The sequence below is a fragment of the Roseovarius carneus genome (assembly GCF_020141465.1).
In the GTDB taxonomy this organism is placed as follows: Bacteria; Pseudomonadota; Alphaproteobacteria; order Rhodobacterales; family Rhodobacteraceae; genus Roseovarius; species Roseovarius carneus.
The window spans coordinates 2114967-2137693 of the sequence record NZ_JAHSPD010000001.1; the positions used below are offsets into that span (position 1 = coordinate 2114967).

The following is a 22727-nucleotide window of genomic DNA, read 5'->3' on the forward strand; positions in this document are numbered from 1 at the left end:
CCCTCCTCAGCCCGCGCGCTTCACCAAAGCATGCCGCTTCTTGCCCGCGCTCAGCCTCACAGGCTCGGCCAAGGCCGCCGCAGTCAGCATCAACCCCGCATCGCTCAAAGGTACATCATCCATCCGCGCGCCGTGCTCTGCGATCAGCCGCTTGGCCTCTTTGCCCGACTTGGCGAGCCCCGCGCGCACCAGAATCTGCACGATCGATATGCCGTCGGACAGCTCTGCCTCCGACAACTCCAGCGTGGGCAAATCATCCCCAATGCCGCCCTTCTCGAACACCTCATGCGCCGTGGCCTCTGCGGCCTCCGCCGCCGCGCGCCCGTGCAAGAGGGTCGTCACCTCATTGGCCAAAATAACCTTGGACGCGTTTATCTCAGCTCCGCCGAGGGCCCCAAGCCGGTCGCATTCCTCCACGGGCAGCTCCGTGTAGAGCTTCAAAAACCGGCCCGTATCGGCATCTGTCGTGTTCCGCCAAAACTGCCAGAACGTATAGGGGCTGCACATATCCCCATTCAGCCACACGGCGCCATCCTGGCTTTTGCCCATCTTCTTGCCGTCCGATGTGGTCAGGAGCGGCGAGGTCAGGCCAAAGACTTCGCCATGGATCACCCGGCGGGTGAGGTCGATCCCGTTGACGATATTGCCCCATTGATCCGAGCCGCCCATTTGCAACATGCACCCATAGCGCCGATTCAGCTCCATGAAGTCATAAGCTTGCAAAATCATGTAGTTGAACTCAAGAAAGCTCAGCGATTGCTCCCGGTCCAGCCGCGATTTCACGGATTCAAATGACAGCATCCGGTTGACGGAGAAATGCCGCCCGATGTCGCGCAGGAACTCAAGGTAATTCAGCCCGTCAAGCCATTCGGCATTGTTGACCATCATCGCATCGGTCGCATTGTCGCCATAGCTCAGATACCGCGCGAAGACCTGCTGCATGCCTTCAATGTTCTCGTTTATCACCTGCGGGGTCAGCAGGGGTCGCTCGTCCGCGCGAAAACTGGGATCGCCTACCTTTGTGGTGCCGCCGCCCATCAAAGTAATCGGCTTGTGCCCGCTCTTTTGCAACCAGCGCAGCATCATGATGTTCAGCAAATGGCCGATATGCAGGGATTTCGCTGTCGCGTCATAGCCGATATAGGTTGGCACCACCCCCGCCATCATCGCGTCGTCCAGCCCTTGCATATCAGTGCAATCGGCAAGAAAGCTGCGCTCAATCATGATGCGCAGGAACTCAGATTTCGGATGGTAGGTCATGGCGCTTGTCCCGCTTGCTTTTGCGCGGCAATGTATAGGTGGGTAATGGGCGAAGGAAAAGGCCATGTTGACGGCCATAAAGCCGAGTGCGGCACGCATCGCAGAAAAGGCCACGCAGAAGACCATGCAGAAGACCAAAGGCAAGGGCGAGCGCCTCTGGGCGATGGGTGCCATGTCGGGCACGTCGCTTGATGGGGTGGACGCGGCACTGATCGAGACGGATGGCCATGATATATTTGCTTTTGGCGCATCGCAGTACCGGGCCTATAGCGCCGACGAACAGCGGGTTCTGAGCGCCGCTTTGGGAAAATGGCCGGGTGAGGATCTGGGTGCTGCGGAAGATATCGTGATGCGCGCGCATCTGGATGCGATGGCGCAGCTTGAAAGTGCGGCACTGGCCGGGTTTCACGGCCAGACCCTCGCGCATGATCCGCGTGGGCGCGGCACGCATCAGATCGGAGATGGCGCGGCATTGGCGGAGGCTTTGAGCCTGCCGGTTGTATGGGATTTTCGCAGCGCGGATGTGGAGCTTGGTGGGCAGGGCGCGCCGCTGGCACCGTTTTATCATTTCGCCTGCGCGCGCCATATCGGGGCCAAAGCCCCCTTGGCGTTTCTCAATCTGGGCGGGGTGGGCAATATCACTTGGATTGACCCTGCCAAGGACAGCCCCGAGGCCGAAGGCGCGCTTTTAGCCTTTGACACCGGGCCTGCCAATGCGCCGATCAATGATCTTATGATGGCGCGGCGCGGGGTGCCTTTTGACGAAGGCGGCGCACTGGCCCGCAAAGGCGTGGTGGCCGAGGGGGCTTTGGAGCTTTTCCTCGACGAGGCTTATTTTCGCAAGATACCGCCCAAATCGCTGGATCGCGATGCGTTTGCCGACATGATTGAGTTGGTGCGCGAGCTGAGCGATGCGGATGCCGCCGCCACTCTTACCGCGATGAGTGCGGCGGGCGTCTTGCAGGCGATGGAGCATTGCCCAAGCCCGCCCGAACGGATGCTGGTCACGGGTGGTGGGCGGCATAATCCGGTGCTGATGGAGATGCTGCGCGCAGCTCTTGATTGCCCCGTTGAGCCTGTGGAGGCGGTGGGGCTTGATGGTGATATGCTGGAGGCACAGGCCTTTGCGTTCCTTGCCGTGCGGGTGGCGCGGGGGTTGCCCACGTCCTGTCCGGGCACCACAGGCGTGCGGGCGGCGGTGTCTGGCGGCACGCTTAGCCGGCCCGATCTGGGCGTCAGGGAGGCGTGATGGAATACACGCTTAACCAAGGAGCGGCGGGCGGGGTGCGGCTTGGCCTCATCGTGCTGCAAACCGACGAGACGCTTGAATTTGAGGCGTGGCAGGTTCTGGCCGGGCGCGATGCAGCGCTTTTTCATACGCGCATACCCAATGCGCATGACGTCACCCCCGAGACACTGGCCGCGATGGCGAATGAGATGCCAAAGACGGCAGCGCTTTTGCCCGAGGGGTTGGATGCTGTGGGCTATGGCTGCACCTCTGGGGCCACGGTCATAGGCTCAGACGCGGTGGCGGGGTTGGTGGCGCGCGCGCATCCCAAGGCGGCTGTGACGGACCCGATCCGCGCGGTGGTGGCGGCGTTGCATGCGCTCGGGGCCGTAAAAATCGCGATGGTCACGCCCTATGTGCCCAGCGTGACGGCCCCGATGCGCGCGCTCTTGGGGCGCAGCGGCATCGACGTGGTCTCCGAGATCAGCTTTTCTGAGGGCAATGATTGGCGCGTGGCGCGGATTGATCCGGCCTCCACCCGCGCGGCGATGCTCGGCGCGGCAGAGGCCGGACAGGCGGCGGGGGCCGAGGCGATCTTTGCCAGCTGCACGAATTTGCAGACGTTTTCCATCATCGACGGCGTTGAGGCCGAGACGGGCCTGCCAGTCGTCAGTTCCAATCAGGCGTTGCTGTGGCATCTGCTCAAGGTGTCGGGCGCTCGGGCGCAGGGCTGGGGTCCGGGGCGGCTTTTCACCCTCTGATGGGCCTCACCGGACGAGGGTTTTCATACCCCGGTCCAGCCCTTCGAGCGTCATCGGCACCATCTGGTTCTCAAAGATCTCGCGGATCATATGGGTGGATTGTGTATAGTCCCATTGGCGCTCGGGCACCGGGTTGATCCAGAGGTTGGCGGGCCATTGTGCGCGGGCACGCTCCAGCCAGACTTGACCCGCTTCCGGGTTCCAATGCTCGTTCGCGCCGCCCGCAAAGGCGACCTCATAGGGCGACATGGCTGCGTCTCCGACGAAGATGCATTTGTATTCGGGGCCGTAAGTGCGCAGGACCTCATCGGTCGGGGTTTGCGCGTCCCAGCGGCGGGTATTGTCGCGCCACACGCCCTCATAGAGGCAATTGTGGAAATAGTAATACTCCAGATGCTTGAACTCGGAGCGCGCGGCGGAAAAAAGCTCCTCCACCACTTTGATATGCGGGTCCATCGAGCCGCCCACATCGAGGAAAAGAAGGACCCGCGCCGCGTTGCGCCGCTCGGGCCGGGTTTGCACGTCAAGATAGCCCTGCTCGGCGGTGGCGCGGATCGTGCCATCCAGATCAAGCTCCTCATGGGCGCTGTCGCGCACCCATTGGCGCAGGCGCTTGAGCGCCACTTTGATGTTGCGCGTGCCGATTTCCACCCCGTCATCAAGGTTGCGGAACTCGCGCTTGTCCCAGACCTTGACCGCGCGTTGGTGGCGGCTCTCGTCCTGCCCGATTCGCACGCCTTCGGGGTTGTATCCATAGGCTCCAAACGGCGAGGTGCCTGCCGTGCCGATCCATTTGCTGCCCCCCTGGTGGCGGCCCTGCTGCTCCTTGAGGCGTTCCTTGAGGGTCTCCATCAGCTTGTCGAACCCGCCAAGGGCTTCGATCTCGGCTTTTTCCTCGGGGCTGAGGTGCTTCTCGGCAAGCTTTTCCAGCCACTCTGCGGGCAGGTCGACGGCGTCCAGTACCTCATCAGCGCTGATCGCCTCAAGCCCGGAGAAGGCGGCGGCGAAGGCACGGTCGAAGCGGTCGATATGGCGCTCGTCCTTCACCATCGCGCTGCGCGCGAGATAGTAGAAGCCTTCAATGTCATAGGTCACAAGGCCCGCGCCGACCGCCTCAAGAAAGGTCAGGTATTCGCGCAAGGAGACCGGGACACGGGCGGCGCGGAGGCTCTCAAAGAACGGTAGGAACATCGCCTACCCAAAGCGCATCTGGCGGTCGATCAGCAATGTGACAAAGAGCGCGCCCACCGCGAAGATCATCGCGTAAACCACTGCGTATTGGATAATGTCTGCGACGCGCCCCTTACGACGGCGGGCCTGAAAGGCCCCAAGTGCTGCGCCAGCCAGCGCCGCTATCAGAATAATCATGTATCACCCGTTTGGACCTTTGAGCGGGTTCAGGGCCGAGACCTCGCGCAGCTTTGCACGCACGGCCCAATCCGCGCCATATCCGTACCGTGCCCAGCCAAGGCTGTCCAGCCGGACGGAGCGTGCTTCGGCCACGCGTCCCGTAAGCTCCAGCGCCTCGGCACGCAGCATCATAAGCTGCGCCAAAAGGGCAGCGTTCTCGTGGGTTTCAGCCACAGAAATCTGCGGACCGAGCAGCGTCAGGGCGTCTTCACCGTTCCCGCGCGAAATGGCATAGGCGGCGAGTTGTGCCGCGGTGTGGGCGCGGTGCATTTCGGTGCCGGGGGTGCGGCGGTAATAGGCATCGGCGGCGGCAAACTGGTTCTGCGCATATTCGGGATCGGTGTTCTGGCTGAGCCGTCCGATGGCATAATGCGAGAACGCGCGGCGGTGATCGGTCCAACCGACAGTCTCGGCGATATCGAGCGCGGTTTCGGCTGCCTGACGGCGTTGCATGGGGCCAGCGCCCGGTCCAAGCGCGGTCTGGATCGCCCTGATCCATGCGCGCGGTGTCGTGGTGGGGTGGCGGGGCGCGATGTTCTCGCCTGCGGGATTGAGCCGACGCAGGATGCCGGGGATACGCTCGGCCACCTGCCTGCGAGACATGCCCGAGCGCAGCTCTGGTGCGTAGAAGGCGCGCAGCATCAGCATGTCAAAGCCGGTGAGGACGGTGTGAACATTGTCGTCATTGAAGACGCTGTCCGAGAGGCGATAGAGATCGTTGAGCGGGCCCACGGCCTGTGCCAGCTCCTCGTGCAGGCAATCACGCACCTCTTGGGGGCTGGTATCATTGGGCACAAAAATGGCAATGCGCTTGCGGGTCTCCAACGCGCTCCAGCTTGTCAGACGTGCGCGGCGGGCCTGACGGTATTCGGCGAGATTTGAGATGTTGGGCACGACGAAACACGCAGCCTGCGGCAAATGACGGCGGATATCGGCGCGGCTGACCGCCTCAATGGTGATGTTGGCGGCCTGACCCTGCACCTGCCGGATATTGATGCCGGCCTCATTGCGCATACGGTGCAACAGGCGGTTGAGGTCGGGCAGGAGGGTCGCGGGCGGTGCGCCGGTGACACGCACGGTGATCGGCGTCTCAAACCGCGACAGAACCGCAAGCTGGCGACCGGATTCGAGTTGCATACTTAGATCGATAAAGTCGCGCGCGAGATCCACGTTGGAGCGTTGCGGCGCGGCAGGGCGCGGCACGGAGAAGGATTTCATCGGGGGCATCACGCTGACATCGCCAGTCGCGGCGCGCGATGTGATCTCTCCGGATGTGCCGGGCATACACGCCCCCAGCATGAGGCAAATCGGCAAGATCATTCGACGCATCTGTTTCCCAATCCTTGAGCACTCGTGAAAAACCCCCATGCCAGAGTGGCCGGGGGGGTGCGCTCTGCCAGCGGAGATTGGAGCGTTGATACCTGCCGTCCCTTGCAGACAAAATTACACCGAATCCCATAACCAGCAGGTTCAGGAGTAGAATTGCGCCTCATCCCGACGTCAGTAAGGAGCATTTAAGGCAAAAATGGGGCAAAGTTTATGAAGCAGAGAAAATGCGTCGGGTCACGCCTAAACCTTAGCCATTGACGGTTTTTTCGCTGCATAGCTCTTGTGATTTCTTAGCGGCCGCGCCGCGCCATAAAGGCCAAACGCTCAAAAAGATGCACGTCTTGTTCGTTTTTCAAAAGCGCGCCATGCAGCTTAGGTAGCGCGTCCGCGCCCTTGGATTTAAGGTCCTCCGGGCTCAGATCTTCTGCCAGCAGAAGCTTGAGCCAATCCAGAACTTCTGAGGTTGAGGGTTTCTTCTTCAGCCCTTGCTGCTCGCGAATCTCGTAGAATTGGGTGAGAGCCGTGGTCAAAAGCGCGTCCTTGATGCCGGGGTGGTGTACCTCCACGATCTTGCGCATCGTGTCCATGTCGGGGAAGCGGATGTAGTGGAAAAAGCAGCGGCGCAGGAACGCGTCGGGCAACTCTTTTTCGTTGTTGGATGTGATGATCACGATGGGGCGTTTGGTGGCGCGGATCGTCTCGCCCGTCTCGTAGACGTGAAACTCCATCTTATCGAGCTCTTGCAGCAGATCGTTGGGAAATTCGATATCGGCCTTGTCGATCTCGTCGATCAAAAGCACGCATTTCTCCTCCGACGCAAAGGCCTGCCAAAGCTTGCCGGCGCGGATATAGTTCGACACATCTTCGACCCGCGCATCGCCAAGCTGGCTGTCGCGCAGGCGGCTTACGGCGTCATATTCATAGAGACCTTGTTGTGCGCGGGTGGTGGATTTGATGTTCCACTCGATCATTTGCATCCCAAGCGCGCCCGCGATCTGCCGAGCCAGCTCGGTTTTGCCGGTGCCCGGCTCGCCCTTGACCAGAAGGGGCCGCTCCAGCGTGACGGCGGCATTGACCGCGATGGTCAGATCGTCCGTGGCCACATATGCGTCCGTGCCTTCAAATTTCATGGCTCACGCCCCTTTGTTTCGCGTCTCATCAGGCTGCGTGATACCCCAGCGCGGTGTCGCGGTCAAAAGACAAAACCGCGCGCTATTTCGATAGTGACAAATGCCGCGCGGTGCAGTATTTCGGCCCAAATGAAGGGGAGAATTATGTCTCAACCCGATATCCAGACCAACCTTGAACCCATTGAGGATAAACGCATGAAAGCCGAAGTTTTCCTGCCAAAAGACTATAGCCCAGTGGAAGATGAGCCATTCATGAACGAGCGGCAGCTGGAGTATTTCCGCCGCAAACTCGTGGATTGGCGTGAAGACCTCTTGGCGGGAAGCCGCGATACAATCGAGGGTTTGCAAGACGGCACACGGGCGATCCCGGATGTGGCGGACCGCGCCAGCGAAGAGACTGACCGCGCGCTTGAGCTGCGGACCCGCGACCGTCAGCGCAAGCTGGTGGCCAAGATTGATCAGGCCCTGCGCCGGATTGAAGAGGGCGAGTTTGGGTATTGCGATGTGACGGGGGAGCCGATCAGCCTCAAGCGTCTTGACGCGCGGCCCATTGCGACCATGAGCCTTGAGGCGCAGGAGCGGCATGAGCGCCGCGAAAAAGTCCACCGCGACGATTGATTTATATCAGGATCACGTATTCAAGCGCCGGGGCTTTCGCTCCGGCGTTTTTCGTTTGAAAGTGGGTGTATGAAAGCGGCATCAAACATCACTGTGATTGGCGGCGGTATCGGCGGTCTCGCCGTGGCGCGGGCCTGTGCGTTGCGCGGCGCGCGCGTGACGGTGCTGGAGCAGGCGGAGGCCATCGGCGAGGTTGGCGCAGGGTTGCAGATCAGCCCCAACGGGTTCGCTGTTCTGCGCGGTCTCGGGCTGGGTGATGCGCTGCGGGCGGGGGCGGTGCAGGGCGAGGCTGTGGCGCTACATGATTACCGGCGCGGGCCGGTGGTGCGACTGGACCTCACGCGGCTTGAGAGCCGGGAGTATTGGTTCATTCACCGCGCCGACCTGATCGAGATTTTGCGCGCGGGCGCCGAGGCGGCGGGGGTGACGATCCGCACGGGCGCGCGGGTCAGTGAACCGGGGGAGTGCGAGGGCGATCTGGTGATTGGGGCCGATGGGCTCCATTCCGTACTACGGCCCGGCCTCAACGGCCCCGAGGCGCCGTTTTTCACAGGCCAAGTGGCGTGGCGCGCCCTCATCCCGCATGACGGCCGCCGTGGCGGGGAGGCTCGCGTGCACATGGCCCCGCGTCGGCATCTGGTCAGCTACCCGCTGCGCGGTGGTACGCTGATGAACCTTGTGGCGGTGGAAGAGCAGGCGGAGTGGACCACTGAGAGCTGGAGCCATGCAGGCGACGCGGATAATCTGCGGGCGCGGTTCGCGGATTTCGGGGCGGATGCGCAGGAGATGCTCGGTGCCGTGAATGCTGTAAGCCAATGGGGGCTTTTCCGGCATCCCGTGGCCAAAATCTGGGGGCAGGGGCGGTTTGCCCTGTTGGGGGATGCGGCCCATCCCACGCTGCCTTTTTTGGCGCAGGGCGCGTCCATGGCGCTGGAAGATGCGTGGGTTCTGGCCGATGCGCTCGCCGTGCAGGATCTGCCCGAGGCGCTCGTCACCTATACCGCGCGCCGCCGTCCCCGCGCCACGCGCGTCATTGAGGCGGCCAGCGGCAATGCGTGGAAATACCACCTCAGCTTTCCGCCCCTGCGCCTTGCCGCGCATACTGCGCTGCGGCTGGGTGGGGCGCTGGCGCCGATGCGGATGATGCGGCAGTTCGACTGGCTCTACGGCGAGGATGTCACGAACGGCGCGCAGCTTTGCTGATCGGCTCGCCGTAAAGCTCCATCTTATGGCCTTTGAGCTTATAGCCCAGCTTGGCCGCGATTTTTTCCTGAAGCGCCTCAATCTCGGGGTCACAAAACTCGATCACGGCACCTGTCTCCAGATCAATCAGGTGGTCGTGATGCGCGCGCTCCGCATCTTCATAGCGCGCGCGTCCATCGCCGAAATCAACCTTCTCCAAAAGGCCCGATGCCTCAAAGAGCTTCACCGTGCGATAGACCGTCGCCAGAGAAATCCGCGGGTCATGCGCCACGGCGCGGGCGTAAAGCTCATCGACATCGGGGTGATCGTCTGCCGCCTCCAGCACGGCCGCAATGATGCGCCGTTGCTCGGTCATGCGCAGGCCCATGTCGGCTGCGCGGCGGATGATGCTGTCGGTCATGGCGTGTCTCGTTTGCGGAACCTCGCTTAGGTGATACCGCCTGAGCGGCGTAGATTCCACCGCTTTTGACCGCCTCCGTGCTTGACTTATCCACGCCGCACCCGCATATGCACATCACGCGCATCTGTCCCGCCGCGTGAGCATGCTGGCCGCCCTTCGGGCAGACAGCCCCCCCGGACAGGCAGCGTTTGTTCCCAAAATCACGCGTGGGGCATGCCGCCGGGACGGCGGCCGGGCATTCGTCCGGCGCGTCAGGGCCGTTGGCGGAACCACGACGAGGGCGGCCCTGCGCATGAGGTGCAAGGCTTTGAGCCCTTTGAGACTGGTGCTGCGTGCAGTTTGCCCGGCGCCGATAAAGGAAACGATTTGAATTTGTTTGAAGAAATGGGCCTGCCCAGCGGTTTGGTCCGCAAGCTGGCCGCGCAAGGCATCTCCGAGCCAACCCCGATCCAGAGCCACGCGATTCCGCACGCGCTCAACGGGCATGACGTGATGGGCCTTGCCCAGACCGGCACGGGCAAGACGGCGGCGTTTGGTTTGCCACTGATTGCGCGTATGATGGAAGAAGACACACGCCCCGGCCCCAAGATGGTTGGTAGCCTGATCCTCGCGCCCACGCGCGAATTGGCAGGACAGATCCGCGACACGCTTTTGCCTTTGGTGCGCGACACGCCGATGAAGATCGGTGTGGTGGTCGGTGGGCAATCGATCAACGTGCAGATCAAGCGCCTTGAGAAGGGCACGCATATCCTCGTGGCCACGCCGGGCCGCTTGCTGGACCTGCTGGATCGCCGGGCGCTGCGCCTTGATGAGGCGAAGTTTCTGGTGTTGGATGAGGCGGATCAGATGCTCGATCTGGGCTTTATCCACGCGCTGCGCAAGATTGCCGGGATGCTGCCAAAAGAGCGTCAGACGATGCTTTTTTCGGCCACCATGCCCAAACAGATGGAAGAGATCGCCGCGAGCTATCTCACCCATCCCAAGCGCGTGCAGGTCGCCCCTCCGGGCAAGGCTGCCGACAAGGTCACGCAAGCCGTGCATTTCATCGCCAAGGCGGAAAAGCCAAACTTGCTGATTGAGCTTCTGGCCAAGCACAAGGATGAGCTTGCACTGGTCTTTGGGCGCACGAAGCATGGCTCGGACAAGCTGGCCCGCAAGCTTGAAAGTGCTGGCTTCTCCGTGGCCGCGATCCATGGCAACAAAAGCCAAGGACAGCGTGACCGTGCGCTCAAAGCATTCCGCGATGGTCAGGTGAAGGTGCTTGTGGCCACGGATGTGGCGGCACGCGGTCTCGATATTCCGGATGTGAAACATGTCTACAACTTCGATCTGCCCAACGTGCCCGAGAATTACGTCCACCGCATTGGTCGCACGGCCCGCGCGGGCAAGGATGGCGCGGCTATCGCATTTTGCAGCCCCGATGAGATGGGCGAATTGAAAGACATCCAGAAGGTTCTGGGCACCAGCATCCCCGTTGTTTCGGGGCGGCCCTGGGCCGATCTGCCTGATCCTACGGCCAAGCCCAAGGGCCGTGGTCCGGGCGGCGGTGGCGGCAATCGACGCGGGCGCGGTGGCAAAGGTGGTGGCGGCCAAGGGGGCGGCGGTGGCCAATCCCAAGGCGCCGGCCCCGGTGGCGGTGGTGGCAACCGGCGTCGGCGCGGTGGCGGCGGTGGACGCTCTGGTGCTAAGGCCGCGTAATCTGCGAATGTTACAGTGACGGATCAGGCGGGGTGTTCCCCGCCTTTTTCATGTGCCGCAGAAGGTTTGTTGCACCACTTCCGAGGGCTCGGGCGGGCGGCGTAAATCCTCCACGCCCGGCTGCGCCTCAAAGGGCTTGGAGAGCACGCTAAGAAGCCGCTCGAAGGGGGCGAAATCTCCCTCGCGCGCGGCCAGGATCATCTCTTCGATCCGGTGGTTGCGGGGGATGACCCAAGGGTTGGAGGCCTGCATCAGGGCTGACGGGTCTGCCTCGCGTTCGATTCGCGCGCGCCACTCCGGCTCCCATTGATCAAAGGCGGCAGGGTCCAGAAACTGATCCCGCGCAGCCCCTTCGGTGAGCGCGCGGAATGTGTTGGTAAAATCCGCGCGCCCCGCCTGCATCCGTTCGAGCAGCCCCTCAATGAGCGGCTTGTCTGCCTCCGTGGCCTCTTTGAGGCCGATCTTGGCACCCATCCGGCGCAGCCATGCGGCATCCACCAGCGCAGGCATGGCGTGAATGATCGCGGTAAACTCCTCAATCGCGGCGTCCCTGTCTGGCATCAGCGGCACAAGCGATGTGGCCAGCTGCGCCATATTCCAGACGATCACATGTGCCTGATTATCATAGGCATAACGCCCCTGCGCGTCGATTGAACTGAAGACCGTGACCGGGTGATAGACATCCATGAAGGCGCAGGGGCCGTAATCAATTGTCTCGCCCGAAAGGGCCGTGTTGTCTGTGTTCATCACCCCGTGGATGAAGCCGAGCGACATCCAATGGGCCACCAATTCGGCCTGCGCGGCGCAGACCGCGCGCAAGAAATCCGCCGGGCCGTTTGCGTCCGGGTAATGGCGCGCGGCAGTGTAGTCATAAAGTGCGTGGAGCGCCTCCACATCGCGGCGCGCGGCGAAATACTGAAACGTGCCGACGCGGATATGGCTTGACGCAACGCGGGTCAGAACCGCGCCGGGCACGGCCCCTTCCTGACGGTAGATCGGCTCGCCCGTCAGGGCGGCGGCCAGCGCGCGGGTGGTGGGCACGCCAAGCGCGTGCATTGCCTCGCTGACGACATATTCACGCAGCACGGGGCCCAGCCACGCGCGCCCATCGCCATTGCGGCTATAGGGGGTAGGGCCGGAGCCCTTGAGCTGAATATCGCGCCGATGCCCAGCGGGGTCTATGACCTCGCCCAGCAGGACTGCCCGCCCATCACCGAGCTGTGGGGAGAAGCCGCCAAATTGGTGCCCCGCATAGACCTGCGCAATCGGCTCGGCCCCATCAGGCAGCTCGCTGCCCGCAAACACCGGGGCCATGGCGGCGTAATCAAGGCTCAGCCCCAACTCTTCGGCAAGGCCGGTGTTGAACGCCAAAAGCGCAGGTGCGGCCACGGCGCGCGGGGCGATCCGTGTGTAGAAGCCTTCGGGCAGGCGGGCGTAGCTATTGTCAAATTTGATCATCATGGGGTTAACCTAAGCCTGCGCTTCGCAAATAAAAAGGCGCAGAGGTCTGCGCTTTCGTCTTTCAGAACATACGTGGCATGTTCAAAGCACGCGAGACATCAGGCCATAGCCCTCGCGCAGCTCAAAATGTAGCGCCTCGTAAAGCGCGCGTGCCTTGGCGTTATCGCCGCGCACTTCCAAATGGATCGCCTTCATGCCCGCCGCGCCAAGCGCCTTGGGCAGCCCGCGCAGCACTTCCAGCCCGATCCCGCGTCCGCGCACGCCGGGCCGGATATAGATCTCGTCCAAAATCCCGTCGAGCCCGCCATATTCCAGCGACCAGCCAAAACTGACGCAGGCATACCCAATCGGCGCGCGCGATGGCCCGATCACATAGATCGCCCCATGCGGTGATCCCTCCAGCAAAGGCAGCACAGCCGCGCGCCGTGCAGCATCGCTCAGATCAATGCCCTCTTCGGTGTGGAACGCCGCAATCAATGGCAAAAGCCGGTCGATATCTTCAGGTTTGCCAAGTGTCATCGCGGTCATAACTGTCCCACCCTATCTGGCGTATTGGCGGACCATGGCGTGTGCAGGCTTCATTGTCCACCGGACAGGGCCGCGCCGGTGGACGGGCGCCGGTAGTGGCGTAACACATAGAGCCGGATGGCCGAAGCGAGCCCCATATCTGTGCCTCGGTCCGCGTCAATTTCTGCGGCCAGCACGTTGATCGCCGTATCTTTTGACGCTGCAATCTCGCGAAAGGCCTGCCAAAACTCTGCCTCAAGCGACACCGAGGTACGATGCCCCTTGAGGGTGAGCGAATGTTTGACAGGCCGCCTGCTCATGTCTCGCGTTTTTTAGCGTCCAGATTTTTGGCGATCTGCGCTGCCTTGGCCTTGAGCAGTTCTTTCTGGCTCTTGGTCTGGCCAAAGGCCACGGCATTTTCATCCGCGCGGGCCCGGCGGGAGGCGCGGTTGCGCTCTTTCTTGGCCTTGTTCATGTTCACTGGGGCGCTCATTTTGGTCCTACCATGTTCTCGGGCCGCACAACGCGGTCGAATGTTTCGCCATCCACAAAGCCCAAGGCAATCGCCTCTTCGCGCAATGTGGTGCCGTTCTTATGGGCCGTCTTGGCCACTTTTGTCGCGTTATCATAGCCAATTTCGGGCGCGAGCGCCGTGACAAGCATCAGCGATTCGCGCATCAGCTTGTCGATCCGTGTGCGGTCCGCGTCGAGCCCGGCCATGAGATTATCGGTGAACGTACCCGCCGCATCGCCCAGAAGCTGCATGGATTGCAGCACGTTATAGGCCATCATAGGTTTGTAGACGTTCAGCTCAAAATGCCCCTGAGAGCCGGCAAAGCCCACGGCGGCATCATTGCCCATAACATGCGCGCAGACTTGGGTCAGCGCCTCGCATTGAGTGGGGTTCACCTTGCCGGGCATGATCGAGCTGCCCGGCTCGTTTTCGGGCAGGATCAGCTCGCCCAGGCCGCAGCGCGGGCCGGAGCCGAGCAGGCGGATATCGTTTGCGATCTTGAAGAGCGACCCGGCCACGGTTTTCAGCGATCCGGAGATTTCCACCATCGCGTCATGGGCGGCCAGCGCCTCAAACTTGTTGGGGGCGGTGACGAAGGGCAGGCCGGTGATCTTGGCCATGTTCTGGGCCACCATCACGTCCCAACCGGGGTTTGTGTTGAGGCCGGTGCCCACGGCTGTGCCGCCTTGGGCCAGCTCATAGATGCCTTCAAGCGAGGTCTCGACCCGCTTGATCCCCATGGCGACCTGATGGGCATAGCCCGAAAATTCCTGACTCAGCGTCAGAGGGGTCGCGTCTTGAGTGTGGGTGCGGCCAATTTTTATTATTCCATCGAAACTTGCGATCTTTTCTTCAAGTGACGCATGAAGCTTGCGCAGGCCCGGCAGCAGCATGTCGCGCGCCATCATCGCGGTCGAGATATGCATCGCCGTAGGGAAGGTGTCGTTGGACGATTGCCCCATATTGCAATGGTCGTTGGGATGCACCGGGTCCTTGGAGCCGATCACGCCGCCCATGATCTCAATCGCGCGGTTGGCGATCACCTCATTGGCGTTCATGTTGGATTGCGTGCCCGACCCGGTCTGCCACACCACCAGCGGGAAATTGTCGTCGAGCTTGCCCGCGACAACCTCGGATGCGGCCTCGATAATTGCTTCTCCGCGCGCCGTGTCCAGCTTGCCCAGCGTCACATTCGCCTCAGCGCAGGCCTGTTTGATCACGCCAAGCGCGCGAACAATGGCCACGGGCTGTTTTTCCCACCCGATGGGGAAATTCAGGATCGAGCGTTGCGTTTGCGCGCCCCAATACTTGTCTGCGGGGACCTCAAGAGGGCCAAAACTATCGGTTTCAGTGCGGGTGGCGGTCATGGGCGGGCTCTCCTATGCGGTTTGCCCCTTCCTTATCCTATGGCGCGGAAAGTTCAATCGCGGCTTACTTGCGGAAGGTATCGAGGCTGACCACCTCTGCCTGCTTGGTAGAGCTGTCGTCGGGGGATGGCGCGTCCTCGTCTTCTTCGTCCTCCTCCTCCGGCGTCTCGAAGCGCAGCCCAAATTCGACCGAGGGGTCTACGAAGGTCAGGATCGCGTCATATGGCACCACAAGCGCTTCGGGCGCGTCGCCAAAATTGAGTGAAACGGAGAAGCCTTTGTCCGTGACCTCAAGATTGTCATACCAATGCTGCATCACCACGGTCATCTCGCTGGGATAGCGTTCGCGCAGCCAATCCGCGAGCTTTGCGTCCGGGTGCGTCGTGTCGAATGTGATGAAGAAATGATGCGCGCCTGGCAGGCCGTTTTCCTGCACATCTTCCAGCACCTCTTGGATCAGGCTCCGCATGGCGCGGTGCATCAGGTTGCCATAGTCAATTCTATCGGACATGTGCGCCCCCCGGCTTGGTCTCCCTCATCATAGGGGATTCGGGGCAAAAGCAAAGCGCTGTCAGAGGGCCATGCCCAGCACTCCGCCTGCCGCCGCCATAAGCCCCAATGCGGGCAGCATTGGCACCCGCAGGCCCAGCATGAGCACGCCCGCCAACGCGGTGAGGGCTGCGGCGGGGAGGGAGAAACTGGACCAGACGGGACGGGGGCCAAAAGCCGTCTCGCCCACCTCGCCAAAGAGGACATGAAGCGCGAACCACAGCGACAGGTTCAGGATCACGCCCACCACAGAGGCGGAAATCGCGGCCAGCGCGCCTTTGAGCCGGGGCTGCGCCAGAAGCCACTCCAGATAGGGTGCACCGGCGAATATCCATAGAAAACAGGGCAGAAACGTCACCCAAAGTGTGAGCGCGCCCGCCGCAAGGGCCAGCCCAAGCCCGCCCTCGTAATAGCCCGCCAGAAGCGCCACGAACTGCGTCACCAGAATGAGCGGGCCGGGGGTGGTTTCCGCAAGCCCCAGCGCGTCGATCATCTGTGCGGTGCTGAGCCAGCCATGTGTCTCCACCACGGCCTGTGTCATATAAGCGAGAACGGCGTAGGCGCCGCCAAATGTCACCACGGCCAGTTTGCTGAAGAAGAGCGCGATTTCCGTAAGGAACTCTGCACCCGAGGCCCAGACGGCCAGCACGGGCAGCGCCCACAGCACTGCAAAGATCACCGCGCCCTTGGCAGAGCGGCCAAACTGGCCCCGTGGCAGTGGCGCCGCATCGCCTGGTGCTGCCCCGGCGCTCAGCGCGCCATAAAGAGCGGCCAGCGCAATGATCAGCGGGAAGGGCAGCCCCGCGAAGAAGATCGCGGCAAAACCCAGTGCGGCAAGCGCCCAATGCGCGGCCCCTTTCAGCGCCTTCTGGCTGAGGCTCCAAAGCGCCTTGATCACGATGATAACCACCGCCGCCTTGATCCCCAGAAAGACGGCTTGAACCAGCGGCACTTGCCCAAGCGCGATATAAGCGAGCGCGAGCGCGAGGATGACCGCCGCACCGGGCAGCACGAAGAAAAGCCCGGCGATCAACCCGCCCACCGTGCCGCGCAGCTTCCACCCGGCATAGGTGGCCAGTTGCATTGCCTCGGGTCCCGGCAGGAGCATGCAGAAGGACAACGCACCCAGAAACTGCGGCTCACTCATCCATCCACGGTGCTCCACCAGCTCGCTATGCATGAGGGATATCTGCGCGGCGGGCCCACCGAAGGAGAGAAGACCGATACGCGCGAAGCTGCGCAGGAAATCGCTCAGCGGCATGTCCATCGCTCACTCCCTTATACGCGGTGGCGCGCGCTTTGTGGTGGCTCACCTTGGCTCAGGGGTTTGACGATTTCATGACACGGCGCGCGCGCCAAGAGGCATCGGTGCGGAAATCATAAAAATATGGGGGTAAAGTGCAGGCTTCTGTTGCCAGGTGCCTGCGAACCCCGCCTTACGCGGCTAGGCGCAAGGGCTTAAGTTTCAGTCGCTGAAACCGCTTACGCGGCCATCGCAACTGGAGCACGATTGTCATTTGCAATTGTACTTTTTGGGCCGATACGGTGGCACCCAGCCGAAACAAAGCATAACCCCTTTAGACGTTCGTCGATCCTATTTCGACCCCCTCCGCCGCCAAATGAACGGGTGTTGGTGGAGTCGCCGGGTACCGCCCCCGGGTCCGATCCGCGTATTACGAGCGCGTTTATGTCCATAGTCCCCGAAGGAACATTTTGAATATAGGCGGTGCTGTTCGGTTTGCAAAGGGGGCACGCAAAACCCCCCGCCGGGTAAGGGCGGGGGTTTTGGTCATCTTGGGGCGCGATGATTAACCAGCGCGGCGGAAATCCGTCTCATCGGTCACGGCGAACCGCCCGCCTTTGAGCTTTTGCAGCTTTCCCTCGCGCAGAAGCTGCCCGAACGAGCGCAGCCCCTCTTCGCGGGAAAAGTCGCCCGCCTCCATCTCACGCAGCTTTTGCATCAGCATCGGGCGCGAGAATTGCGGCATGCCTTCCACATCGGCCATATAGGCGGCGGCGGCTTCCAAAAGCTCGGGCAGGGATTTGGCCCCTTGCGCGTCGGCAAAATCAGCAAAGCTGTGATCGGTGGCGGAAGCATTCATCTGCTCAGGCTTTGGTTCGGTCTGTGGGCGCTGTGGGGTCATGTCCGAGGTGTCTTTCCGTATCTCGGACGCTTCGGCCAGAGGAGCCTCGGCGGGACGCGCGCGCACAACCCGGCGAGGCCGTATGGGGGCCGCATCGGTGTCGACACGTTGCTCGGCCACCAGCTTCAGAGGCGCGGGGCGTGGGGCGGCTGGCCGTTCGGGGCTGGGCGTGGCTGTGACTGATACGCGCGGGCGACGGGGGCGCACGGCGTTTTCAAGATCGAGCCGGTAAGGCTGATCGTCCACGTCTTGCGCCATGGCTCCGCCCGCGCTGCGCTCGGCCTTGGTGGCGGCCACGGCGGCGCGCAGGTGTTGAATGGCATTGCGCCGTTCGTTTGATTCGGGCTCTTGCAACTGGCTGTCGGTCTCATCGAAGATCCGCGAGGTTTGCGCATCGGACCCAATTGCGCCGAGCACAGCGCTTTTGGCGTCAGGGGCGGGCTTCTCCGTGGCGGCGTCTTCGGCTGCATCTTGGGGCGCATCTTCCGGCGCGTCGTCGATCTCATCCGTAAGGTCTTTGCTGGCCTCGGCGGGGGTGTCGTCAAGATCGGCGAGGGCGTCGGCCACATCATCTGCCACATCCTCGGACGTGCCCTCTACGATCTCCTCGGCTGGCATTTCTGCCGCCTCAGGCTCTGACTTTGCGGCGCGGGACGCGTTCAGCTCCGCTTCGACCTCTGCCAATTCGCGTTGCAGATCGGCCTCTTCCTCGGGCGAGAGGGAGGCACCGTCTGTGGCGTTGTTTGCGGCGCTGTCTGTCCCGCCAAGGGCTGCGTCGAGATCGGCGCGTTTCACCTTGATCATACGCGCGGCGAGGGGGCGGACCTCTGATGCGTCCTCAGTAGGGGCTGTCTCGGCGTCATTGCCGATGGCATCCGCCTTAAGCTGCGCCAGAGTATCATCTGCGCGGGGCGCGGCGTCTGCGTCGATGTCATCGTCATCCTTAGCGGTTTCAATCGGGCCGTTGTCCGCTGCGCTCAAGCGGGCCAGCATGTCGTCTTCGACGTCTGTGTTTTCTTGCGCGGTGGCGTGTGCTTCGGCTTCGCGAGTGGCGGCCTCGGCGCGGGCTTGTTCTGCGTCGGCTTCGGCCTGCGCTTCAAGCTCTGCTTGGCGTTTGGCCTCGGCGGCGTGGTCTGCCTCGGCTTTCGCGTCTGCTGCACGCTCCGCCTCCGCTTGCTCAGCGGCCTCGGCTTGACGCTCTGCTTCCGCTGCACGCTCAGCCTCGGCCTTTTCGGCCGCTTTGGCTTCTGCTGCCGCTTGGGCCTCCGCCTCACGCGCGGCCTCTGCCTCACGCGCGGCCTCAAGGGCGGCACGGTCTTCTTCGGCTTTGGCGGCGGCCTCAGCTGCGCGCTGGGCCTCCTCGCGCTCCGCTTGTTCGGTGCTTTCAGCCTCGGCCAAACGGGCCGCATCTTCTTCTACATCATCAGCGTCCAGCGCGGCCGCGATATCATCCTGTGCGCTTCTCAAGAAATCTTGGGCGTGCTCGTCCTCGGTATAGCGCGCATCGAATCCGCCTGACGGGCTGGCCACGGCGCGGATGCGGCGCAGCTTGTCGGCCACGCTTTCCGCCTCGCCTTGGGGGGCGGCGCGTTTGGGTGCTTCATCAGCGTTATTTATGCCGTTGGTCACAGTGGCCTCAGAGCGGACCTCTGCCGCGCCCTGCGCAGGCAACGCGGCAGGGGGCGTCGTTGCCACCGGGGCGGACTGTGGGGCAGGCGCGGTGGCGGGCGATGCCGCTGCATCGCTGGCGCGCAAGTGGATACGGCCGTCTTGATCATGTGCCTCCACGCGGCGCGAAATCTCGCGGCCTGCGATCTTGGCCAGCATGTCTGCATCGGGTGTCGGTGGCTCTGCGCCGAAATAACGGTCGTCGGCGGCCAGATCACGGAAATACTCCGCAATCGCCTTCATCGTGTCGAACGAATCGTCGAACCCTTCAAGGGTGCACGAAAACGTGCCATACGAGACCGTCAGAATTTTACTCGAATTCACCATAACATGCTCACTTTCGTTGCCTGCAATGGGCGGTTTACCATGGGGGGCGCGTTCAAACCGGCCCGAATCTGAGAAGATTAACGTATCATTTCATGGCGAGATTGTGATCTGTTTCACAAATCTGGGATAATATAGTGAATTTGAAAATGATTGTGCAGGATTTGGGACCAATCACGCTGCTGGGTGGCGGTGCGGCGACGCAAGAGCAATTGCACGCGGCGATGGGGATCGCCCCCGTGGCGGTGGCGGCGGATGGCGGCGCGCAGTTGGCGTTAACCCACGGGGTTGATGTGCGGGCGGTGATCGGCGATTTCGATTCGATATCTGAGGATGTGCGCGCCGCCGTGCCCGCTGAAAACCTGCATCATATCCCCGAGCAAGACAGCACGGATTTTGAGAAATGCCTCGCGCGGATCAAAGCGCCCCTTATCCTCGGGGTGGGCTTTGCAGGCGGGCGGATGGATCATCAGATGGCCGCGTGTAATGCGCTGGTGCGGGCGGCGCATCAGCGCTGTGTGCTTTTGGGCAGTGACGATCTGATCTTTCTCGCACCGCCCAGTTTGCGGCTCGATCTGCCCGAGGGGGCGCGTGTGTCGCTTTTTCCGCTGGGCGCGGTTGAGGGCGTGTCGGATGGGCTTGAGTGGCCCATTCAGGGGCTGAACTTTGCGCCCGACCGTCAGATCAGCACATCTAACAGGGCGCTGGGGCCTGTTTTTCTTAGCATGACCGCGCCGAAAATGCTGGTGATGGTGGCGCCCGAGCATCTGGAGATGGTGGTGGCGTCGCTTCTGGCCGCGCCGAATTGGGGCCGGTGACGGCGCAGTGATCAGATCAGGGCTGCGGGGGGACGCGGCGCTCTATCGCCAGTTCCATTTTGCGTTCGCGCAGGAAAACGTAAAAGCCTGAGCCCACAATGAGCGCGATGCCAATAATGCTCAGCCCATCAGGCAGGTCCCCGAAGATCCAAAAGCCCAGTGCGGTGGCGCTGACAATCTCAAGGTAGTGGATGGGCGCGATGGTGGAGGCGGGGGCGAAGCTGAGCGCGTAGCTGATGCAGATATGGCTGAGCGTGGCGACCACGCCGACGCCTAAGAGTAACCATAGCTCGCGGGCGGCAGGCCAGCTTGGGTCAAGCTCGGTCACGCCGGTATTGTTGAAGATCGTAAGGAGGGGCACGGCGATCACCAGTGCGGCAAGGCTGGTATAGGTTTGCAAGGTTATGGGGTGCATGCGCTGCGCCATCTTACGGGTCAGGATCATGTAGAAGGCAAAGAGCAGGGCCGTCACCAGAGGCGCCAGCGCGACAAGGCCCACATCCACGAATGTGGGCTGAATGATCAAAAGCGCGCCCACAAAGCCCACGGTGCAGGCAAGGATGCGCCGCGCCCCGATTGCCTCCCCCAGCAGGAGCGCCCCCAGAAGGGTCAGGATGAACGGCTCCACAAAGAAGATCGCGATAGCATCTGCGATTGGCATGTAGCGCAAAGCGTAGAAGAAAAATCCGGTGGCGGTGAGAATGAGCGCCGCGCGAATGAGGTGCAGGCCCATCTCGGCGCGCAATGGCCTGTGCAGGCATCCCATGGCGATGGCCAGCGGCAGCAGCAAAGCGGCCTGAACCGCAAATCGGGTTGCCGCCACCTGGCCCACGGCCAGCGCATCGCCGATCATTTTGGCGAAGCTGTCCATCAGCGGCGCGGTGAGGGCAAACCCCACCATCAGCAATATGCCGAGTGTGGGCCGCTCGGCTTTTGGCAGGCCTTTCATCAGCAGTTCGGCACGTTCACAGCGAGCCCGCCAAGCGACGTCTCTTTGTATTTGTCCATCATATCCGCGCCCGTCTGGCGCATCGTCTCGATACAGGCATCAAGCGGGACAAGATGCGTACCATCGCCGCGCAGCGCGAGGCTTGCCGCCGAGACGGCCTTGATCGCGCCCAGCCCGTTGCGCTCAATGCAGGGCACTTGGACAAGGCCCGCAACCGGGTCGCAGGTCATGCCGAGGTGATGCTCCAGCGCGATCTCGGCGGCGTTTTCAATCTGCTCGGGCGTGCCGCCCAGAACGGCGCAGAGGCCAGCGGCCCCCATGGCGGCGGCGCTGCCCACTTCGGCCTGACACCCGGCCTCGGCGCCCGAGATGGAGGCGTTGTATTTCACCAGCCCCCCAATGGCGGCAGCGGTGAGCAGAAATTCCTCCACCTGCGCCTCGGACGCGCCGGGCACATGCTCCAGCCAGTATTTGATCACCGCAGGCACCACGCCTGCCGCACCGTTGGTGGGGGCTGTGACCACCTGACCGCCCGCCGCGTTCTCCTCATTGACGGCCATGGCATAGGTGCTCATCCAGTCATTGATCTTGTGCGGTGCGCTGAGGTTGGTGCCGCGCTCTGCGATCAGCGCGTCGCGGATGCCCTTGGCGCGGCGTTTGACCTTCAGGCCGCCGGGCAGGATTCCATCGGTGACCATGCCGCGCTCGATACAATCATCCATCACCTGCCAGATGCGTTTGACGCCCGTGGTCATATCCACCTCGGCCTTGCGCGACACCTCATTGGCGCGCTTCATCGCGGCGATGGATTTGCCCGAGCTTTGGGCCATCTCCAGCATCTCGGCGGCGGATTTGAACGGGTAGGGGACGGGCGCGCCCTCATCGGTGTTGCGCCCGGCGGCAAGCTCTGCCTCGGTCATCACGAAGCCGCCGCCGATGGAGTAATAGGTCTCCTGCAAGATCACGTCGCCCTGCGCATCCGTGGCCATCAGGACCATACCGTTGGCGTGGCCGGGGAGGTTGGGACCAAAATCGAACACCAGATCGTCCTTGGGGTGAAAGGCCAGCTCCGGCAGGCCTTCGGGGCGCAGGGTATGCGTCGCGTGGATATCGGCCAGTGCGGCTTCGGCCTTTTCTGCGTCATATGTCTCGGGCAGGAACCCCGCAAGGCCGAGGATCGTCGCGCGGTCCGTCGCATGGCCCACGCCTGTAAACGCAAGGCTGCCATGCAGCGAGCCGCGGATACCCGCATATTGAAACGGTGCGCCGCGCATTTTGTCCAGAAACATGGAGGCGGCGACCATAGGCCCCATCGTGTGCGACGACGACGGGCCAATACCCACTTTGAACATCTCAAACACAGACAGAAACATTGAGGGCGCCTCCCTT

Annotated in this window: 22 protein-coding genes and 1 other RNA gene; 6 read left to right on the forward strand and 17 right to left on the reverse strand. The window is 62.4% G+C overall.

What is annotated here, in order from left to right; translation table 11 throughout:
* Positions 1 to 6: 6 nt before the first annotated feature.
* Complete coding sequence (gene tyrS, locus KUD11_RS10590; protein WP_109387949.1) at positions 7 to 1260, reverse strand: tyrosine--tRNA ligase; 1254 nt, start codon at positions 1258 to 1260, stop codon at positions 7 to 9.
* Between the two features lie 124 nt (positions 1261 to 1384).
* Between tyrS and KUD11_RS10595 the strand changes: the two genes are divergently transcribed.
* Together KUD11_RS10595 and KUD11_RS10600 are read left to right on the forward strand one after the other, a co-directional pair.
* Positions 1385 to 2509 (forward strand): anhydro-N-acetylmuramic acid kinase, encoded by a 1125-nt coding sequence (locus tag KUD11_RS10595; RefSeq protein ID WP_109384729.1) that lies wholly within the window; start codon positions 1385 to 1387, stop codon positions 2507 to 2509.
* Complete coding sequence (locus KUD11_RS10600; protein ID WP_109384728.1) at positions 2509 to 3249, forward strand: maleate cis-trans isomerase family protein; 741 nt, start codon at positions 2509 to 2511, stop codon at positions 3247 to 3249. The genes KUD11_RS10595 and KUD11_RS10600 overlap by 1 nt, the downstream gene beginning before the upstream one ends.
* Positions 3250 to 3255: 6 nt before the next feature.
* Here KUD11_RS10600 and KUD11_RS10605 read toward each other — a convergent pair whose 3' ends face one another.
* The 4 genes from KUD11_RS10605 to KUD11_RS10620 all read right to left on the reverse strand — a co-directional run bounded on the left by KUD11_RS10605 (position 3256) and on the right by KUD11_RS10620 (position 7118).
* Positions 3256 to 4440 carry a vWA domain-containing protein gene (locus KUD11_RS10605; RefSeq protein ID WP_109384727.1) on the reverse strand — a complete coding sequence of 395 codons (1185 nt, stop codon included), beginning with the start codon at positions 4438 to 4440 and terminating at the stop codon, positions 3256 to 3258.
* A 3-nt stretch (positions 4441 to 4443) separates the two neighbouring features.
* Positions 4444 to 4617 carry a hypothetical protein gene (locus KUD11_RS10610; RefSeq protein WP_181375265.1) on the reverse strand — a complete coding sequence of 58 codons (174 nt, stop codon included), beginning with the start codon at positions 4615 to 4617 and terminating at the stop codon, positions 4444 to 4446.
* A gap of 3 nt (positions 4618 to 4620) precedes the next feature.
* The gene (locus KUD11_RS10615) at positions 4621 to 5988 is read right to left on the reverse strand and encodes a DUF2927 domain-containing protein (RefSeq protein WP_109384726.1); all 1368 of its coding nucleotides are present in this window, start codon (positions 5986 to 5988) and stop codon (positions 4621 to 4623) included.
* A gap of 290 nt (positions 5989 to 6278) precedes the next feature.
* Entirely contained in the window at positions 6279 to 7118 is an 840-nt protein-coding gene (locus KUD11_RS10620) for an AAA family ATPase (RefSeq protein WP_109384725.1), read from the reverse strand.
* Positions 7119 to 7313: 195 nt separating this feature from the next.
* Between KUD11_RS10620 and dksA the strand changes: the two genes are divergently transcribed.
* Together dksA and KUD11_RS10630 are read left to right on the forward strand one after the other, a co-directional pair.
* The gene (gene dksA / locus KUD11_RS10625) at positions 7314 to 7736 is read left to right on the forward strand and encodes an RNA polymerase-binding protein DksA (protein WP_109387947.1); all 423 of its coding nucleotides are present in this window, start codon (positions 7314 to 7316) and stop codon (positions 7734 to 7736) included.
* Between the two features lie 69 nt (positions 7737 to 7805).
* A complete protein-coding gene (locus KUD11_RS10630; RefSeq protein ID WP_109384724.1) occupies positions 7806 to 8939 on the forward strand; it encodes an FAD-dependent monooxygenase in 1134 nt (377 codons plus the stop codon).
* Here the strand turns inward: KUD11_RS10630 and KUD11_RS10635 are convergent.
* On the reverse strand, positions 8914 to 9339 hold the full coding sequence (locus KUD11_RS10635; protein ID WP_109384723.1) for a Fur family transcriptional regulator: 426 nt from the start codon (positions 9337 to 9339) through the stop codon (positions 8914 to 8916). The two genes, KUD11_RS10630 and KUD11_RS10635, sit on opposite strands and share 26 nt — an antisense overlap.
* Before the next feature lie 366 nt (positions 9340 to 9705).
* On the opposite strand from KUD11_RS10635, the gene KUD11_RS10640 reads away from it, so the two are divergent.
* Entirely contained in the window at positions 9706 to 11037 is a 1332-nt protein-coding gene (locus KUD11_RS10640; RefSeq protein WP_224380204.1) for a DEAD/DEAH box helicase, read from the forward strand.
* 48 nt (positions 11038 to 11085) lie between these two features.
* On the opposite strand, the gene KUD11_RS10645 is transcribed toward KUD11_RS10640, so the two are convergent.
* From KUD11_RS10645 to KUD11_RS10685, 9 genes are all read right to left on the reverse strand, one after another.
* The gene (locus KUD11_RS10645; protein ID WP_109384722.1) at positions 11086 to 12498 is read right to left on the reverse strand and encodes a protein adenylyltransferase SelO; all 1413 of its coding nucleotides are present in this window, start codon (positions 12496 to 12498) and stop codon (positions 11086 to 11088) included.
* An 81-nt stretch (positions 12499 to 12579) separates the two neighbouring features.
* Positions 12580 to 13026 (reverse strand): GNAT family N-acetyltransferase, encoded by a 447-nt coding sequence (locus tag KUD11_RS10650; RefSeq protein ID WP_109384721.1) that lies wholly within the window; start codon positions 13024 to 13026, stop codon positions 12580 to 12582.
* Positions 13027 to 13076: 50 nt separating this feature from the next.
* A complete protein-coding gene (locus KUD11_RS10655) occupies positions 13077 to 13325 on the reverse strand; it encodes a ribbon-helix-helix domain-containing protein (RefSeq protein WP_109384720.1) in 249 nt (82 codons plus the stop codon).
* A complete protein-coding gene (locus KUD11_RS10660) occupies positions 13322 to 13498 on the reverse strand; it encodes a DUF4169 family protein (protein WP_109384719.1) in 177 nt (58 codons plus the stop codon). The genes KUD11_RS10655 and KUD11_RS10660 overlap by 4 nt, the downstream gene beginning before the upstream one ends.
* Positions 13495 to 14886: a class II fumarate hydratase gene (gene fumC, locus KUD11_RS10665; protein WP_109384718.1), complete on the reverse strand. Its 1392-nt coding sequence runs from the start codon at positions 14884 to 14886 to the stop codon at positions 13495 to 13497. The genes KUD11_RS10660 and fumC overlap by 4 nt, the downstream gene beginning before the upstream one ends.
* A 64-nt stretch (positions 14887 to 14950) precedes the next feature.
* On the reverse strand, positions 14951 to 15397 hold the full coding sequence (locus KUD11_RS10670) for an SspB family protein (RefSeq protein ID WP_109384717.1): 447 nt from the start codon (positions 15395 to 15397) through the stop codon (positions 14951 to 14953).
* Positions 15398 to 15457: 60 nt separating this feature from the next.
* Complete coding sequence (chrA, locus tag KUD11_RS10675) at positions 15458 to 16702, reverse strand: chromate efflux transporter (protein ID WP_109384716.1); 1245 nt, start codon at positions 16700 to 16702, stop codon at positions 15458 to 15460.
* Between the two features lie 130 nt (positions 16703 to 16832).
* Positions 16833 to 17184: a transfer-messenger RNA gene (ssrA, locus tag KUD11_RS10680) on the reverse strand.
* Between the two features lie 59 nt (positions 17185 to 17243).
* Positions 17244 to 19574, reverse strand: coding sequence for a hypothetical protein (locus tag KUD11_RS10685; RefSeq protein WP_109384715.1), 2331 nt, complete (start codon positions 19572 to 19574; stop codon positions 17244 to 17246).
* A 134-nt stretch (positions 19575 to 19708) separates the two neighbouring features.
* Here KUD11_RS10685 and KUD11_RS10690 point away from each other — a divergent pair, with 134 nt between their 5' ends.
* Complete coding sequence (locus KUD11_RS10690) at positions 19709 to 20389, forward strand: thiamine diphosphokinase (protein ID WP_318010149.1); 681 nt, start codon at positions 19709 to 19711, stop codon at positions 20387 to 20389.
* A gap of 16 nt (positions 20390 to 20405) precedes the next feature.
* Here KUD11_RS10690 and KUD11_RS10695 read toward each other — a convergent pair whose 3' ends face one another.
* A complete protein-coding gene (locus tag KUD11_RS10695) occupies positions 20406 to 21338 on the reverse strand; it encodes a DMT family transporter (RefSeq protein ID WP_109384713.1) in 933 nt (310 codons plus the stop codon).
* A complete protein-coding gene (locus KUD11_RS10700; RefSeq protein ID WP_109384712.1) occupies positions 21338 to 22711 on the reverse strand; it encodes an L-serine ammonia-lyase in 1374 nt (457 codons plus the stop codon). The genes KUD11_RS10695 and KUD11_RS10700 overlap by 1 nt, the downstream gene beginning before the upstream one ends.
* Positions 22712 to 22727 lie beyond the last annotated feature (16 nt).

Excerpts from the sequence above, each read along its gene's own strand:
- KUD11_RS10670 (WP_109384717.1), bottom strand. The coding sequence starts at position 15,397 with ATGTCCGATAGAATTGACTATGGCAACCTGATGCACCGCGCCATGCGG.
- chrA (WP_109384716.1), bottom strand. The coding sequence starts at position 16,702 with ATGGACATGCCGCTGAGCGATTTCCTGCGCAGCTTCGCGCGTATCGGT.
- dksA (WP_109387947.1), top strand. The coding sequence starts at position 7,314 with ATGAAAGCCGAAGTTTTCCTGCCAAAAGACTATAGCCCAGTGGAAGAT.
- KUD11_RS10650 (WP_109384721.1), bottom strand. The coding sequence starts at position 13,026 with ATGACCGCGATGACACTTGGCAAACCTGAAGATATCGACCGGCTTTTG.
- KUD11_RS10660 (WP_109384719.1), bottom strand. The coding sequence starts at position 13,498 with ATGAGCGCCCCAGTGAACATGAACAAGGCCAAGAAAGAGCGCAACCGC.
- KUD11_RS10685 (WP_109384715.1), bottom strand. The coding sequence starts at position 19,574 with ATGGTGAATTCGAGTAAAATTCTGACGGTCTCGTATGGCACGTTTTCG.
- KUD11_RS10610 (WP_181375265.1), bottom strand. The coding sequence starts at position 4,617 with ATGATTATTCTGATAGCGGCGCTGGCTGGCGCAGCACTTGGGGCCTTT.
- KUD11_RS10655 (WP_109384720.1), bottom strand. The coding sequence starts at position 13,325 with ATGAGCAGGCGGCCTGTCAAACATTCGCTCACCCTCAAGGGGCATCGT.
- KUD11_RS10645 (WP_109384722.1), bottom strand. The coding sequence starts at position 12,498 with ATGATGATCAAATTTGACAATAGCTACGCCCGCCTGCCCGAAGGCTTC.
- KUD11_RS10695 (WP_109384713.1), bottom strand. The coding sequence starts at position 21,338 with ATGAAAGGCCTGCCAAAAGCCGAGCGGCCCACACTCGGCATATTGCTG.
- KUD11_RS10615 (WP_109384726.1), bottom strand. The coding sequence starts at position 5,988 with ATGCGTCGAATGATCTTGCCGATTTGCCTCATGCTGGGGGCGTGTATG.
- KUD11_RS10700 (WP_109384712.1), bottom strand. The coding sequence starts at position 22,711 with ATGTTTCTGTCTGTGTTTGAGATGTTCAAAGTGGGTATTGGCCCGTCG.
- KUD11_RS10635 (WP_109384723.1), bottom strand. The coding sequence starts at position 9,339 with ATGACCGACAGCATCATCCGCCGCGCAGCCGACATGGGCCTGCGCATG.
- KUD11_RS10630 (WP_109384724.1), top strand. The coding sequence starts at position 7,806 with ATGAAAGCGGCATCAAACATCACTGTGATTGGCGGCGGTATCGGCGGT.
- fumC (WP_109384718.1), bottom strand. The coding sequence starts at position 14,886 with ATGACCGCCACCCGCACTGAAACCGATAGTTTTGGCCCTCTTGAGGTC.
- tyrS (WP_109387949.1), bottom strand. The coding sequence starts at position 1,260 with ATGACCTACCATCCGAAATCTGAGTTCCTGCGCATCATGATTGAGCGC.
- KUD11_RS10620 (WP_109384725.1), bottom strand. The coding sequence starts at position 7,118 with ATGAAATTTGAAGGCACGGACGCATATGTGGCCACGGACGATCTGACC.
- KUD11_RS10600 (WP_109384728.1), top strand. The coding sequence starts at position 2,509 with ATGGAATACACGCTTAACCAAGGAGCGGCGGGCGGGGTGCGGCTTGGC.
- KUD11_RS10595 (WP_109384729.1), top strand. The coding sequence starts at position 1,385 with ATGCAGAAGACCAAAGGCAAGGGCGAGCGCCTCTGGGCGATGGGTGCC.
- KUD11_RS10605 (WP_109384727.1), bottom strand. The coding sequence starts at position 4,440 with ATGTTCCTACCGTTCTTTGAGAGCCTCCGCGCCGCCCGTGTCCCGGTC.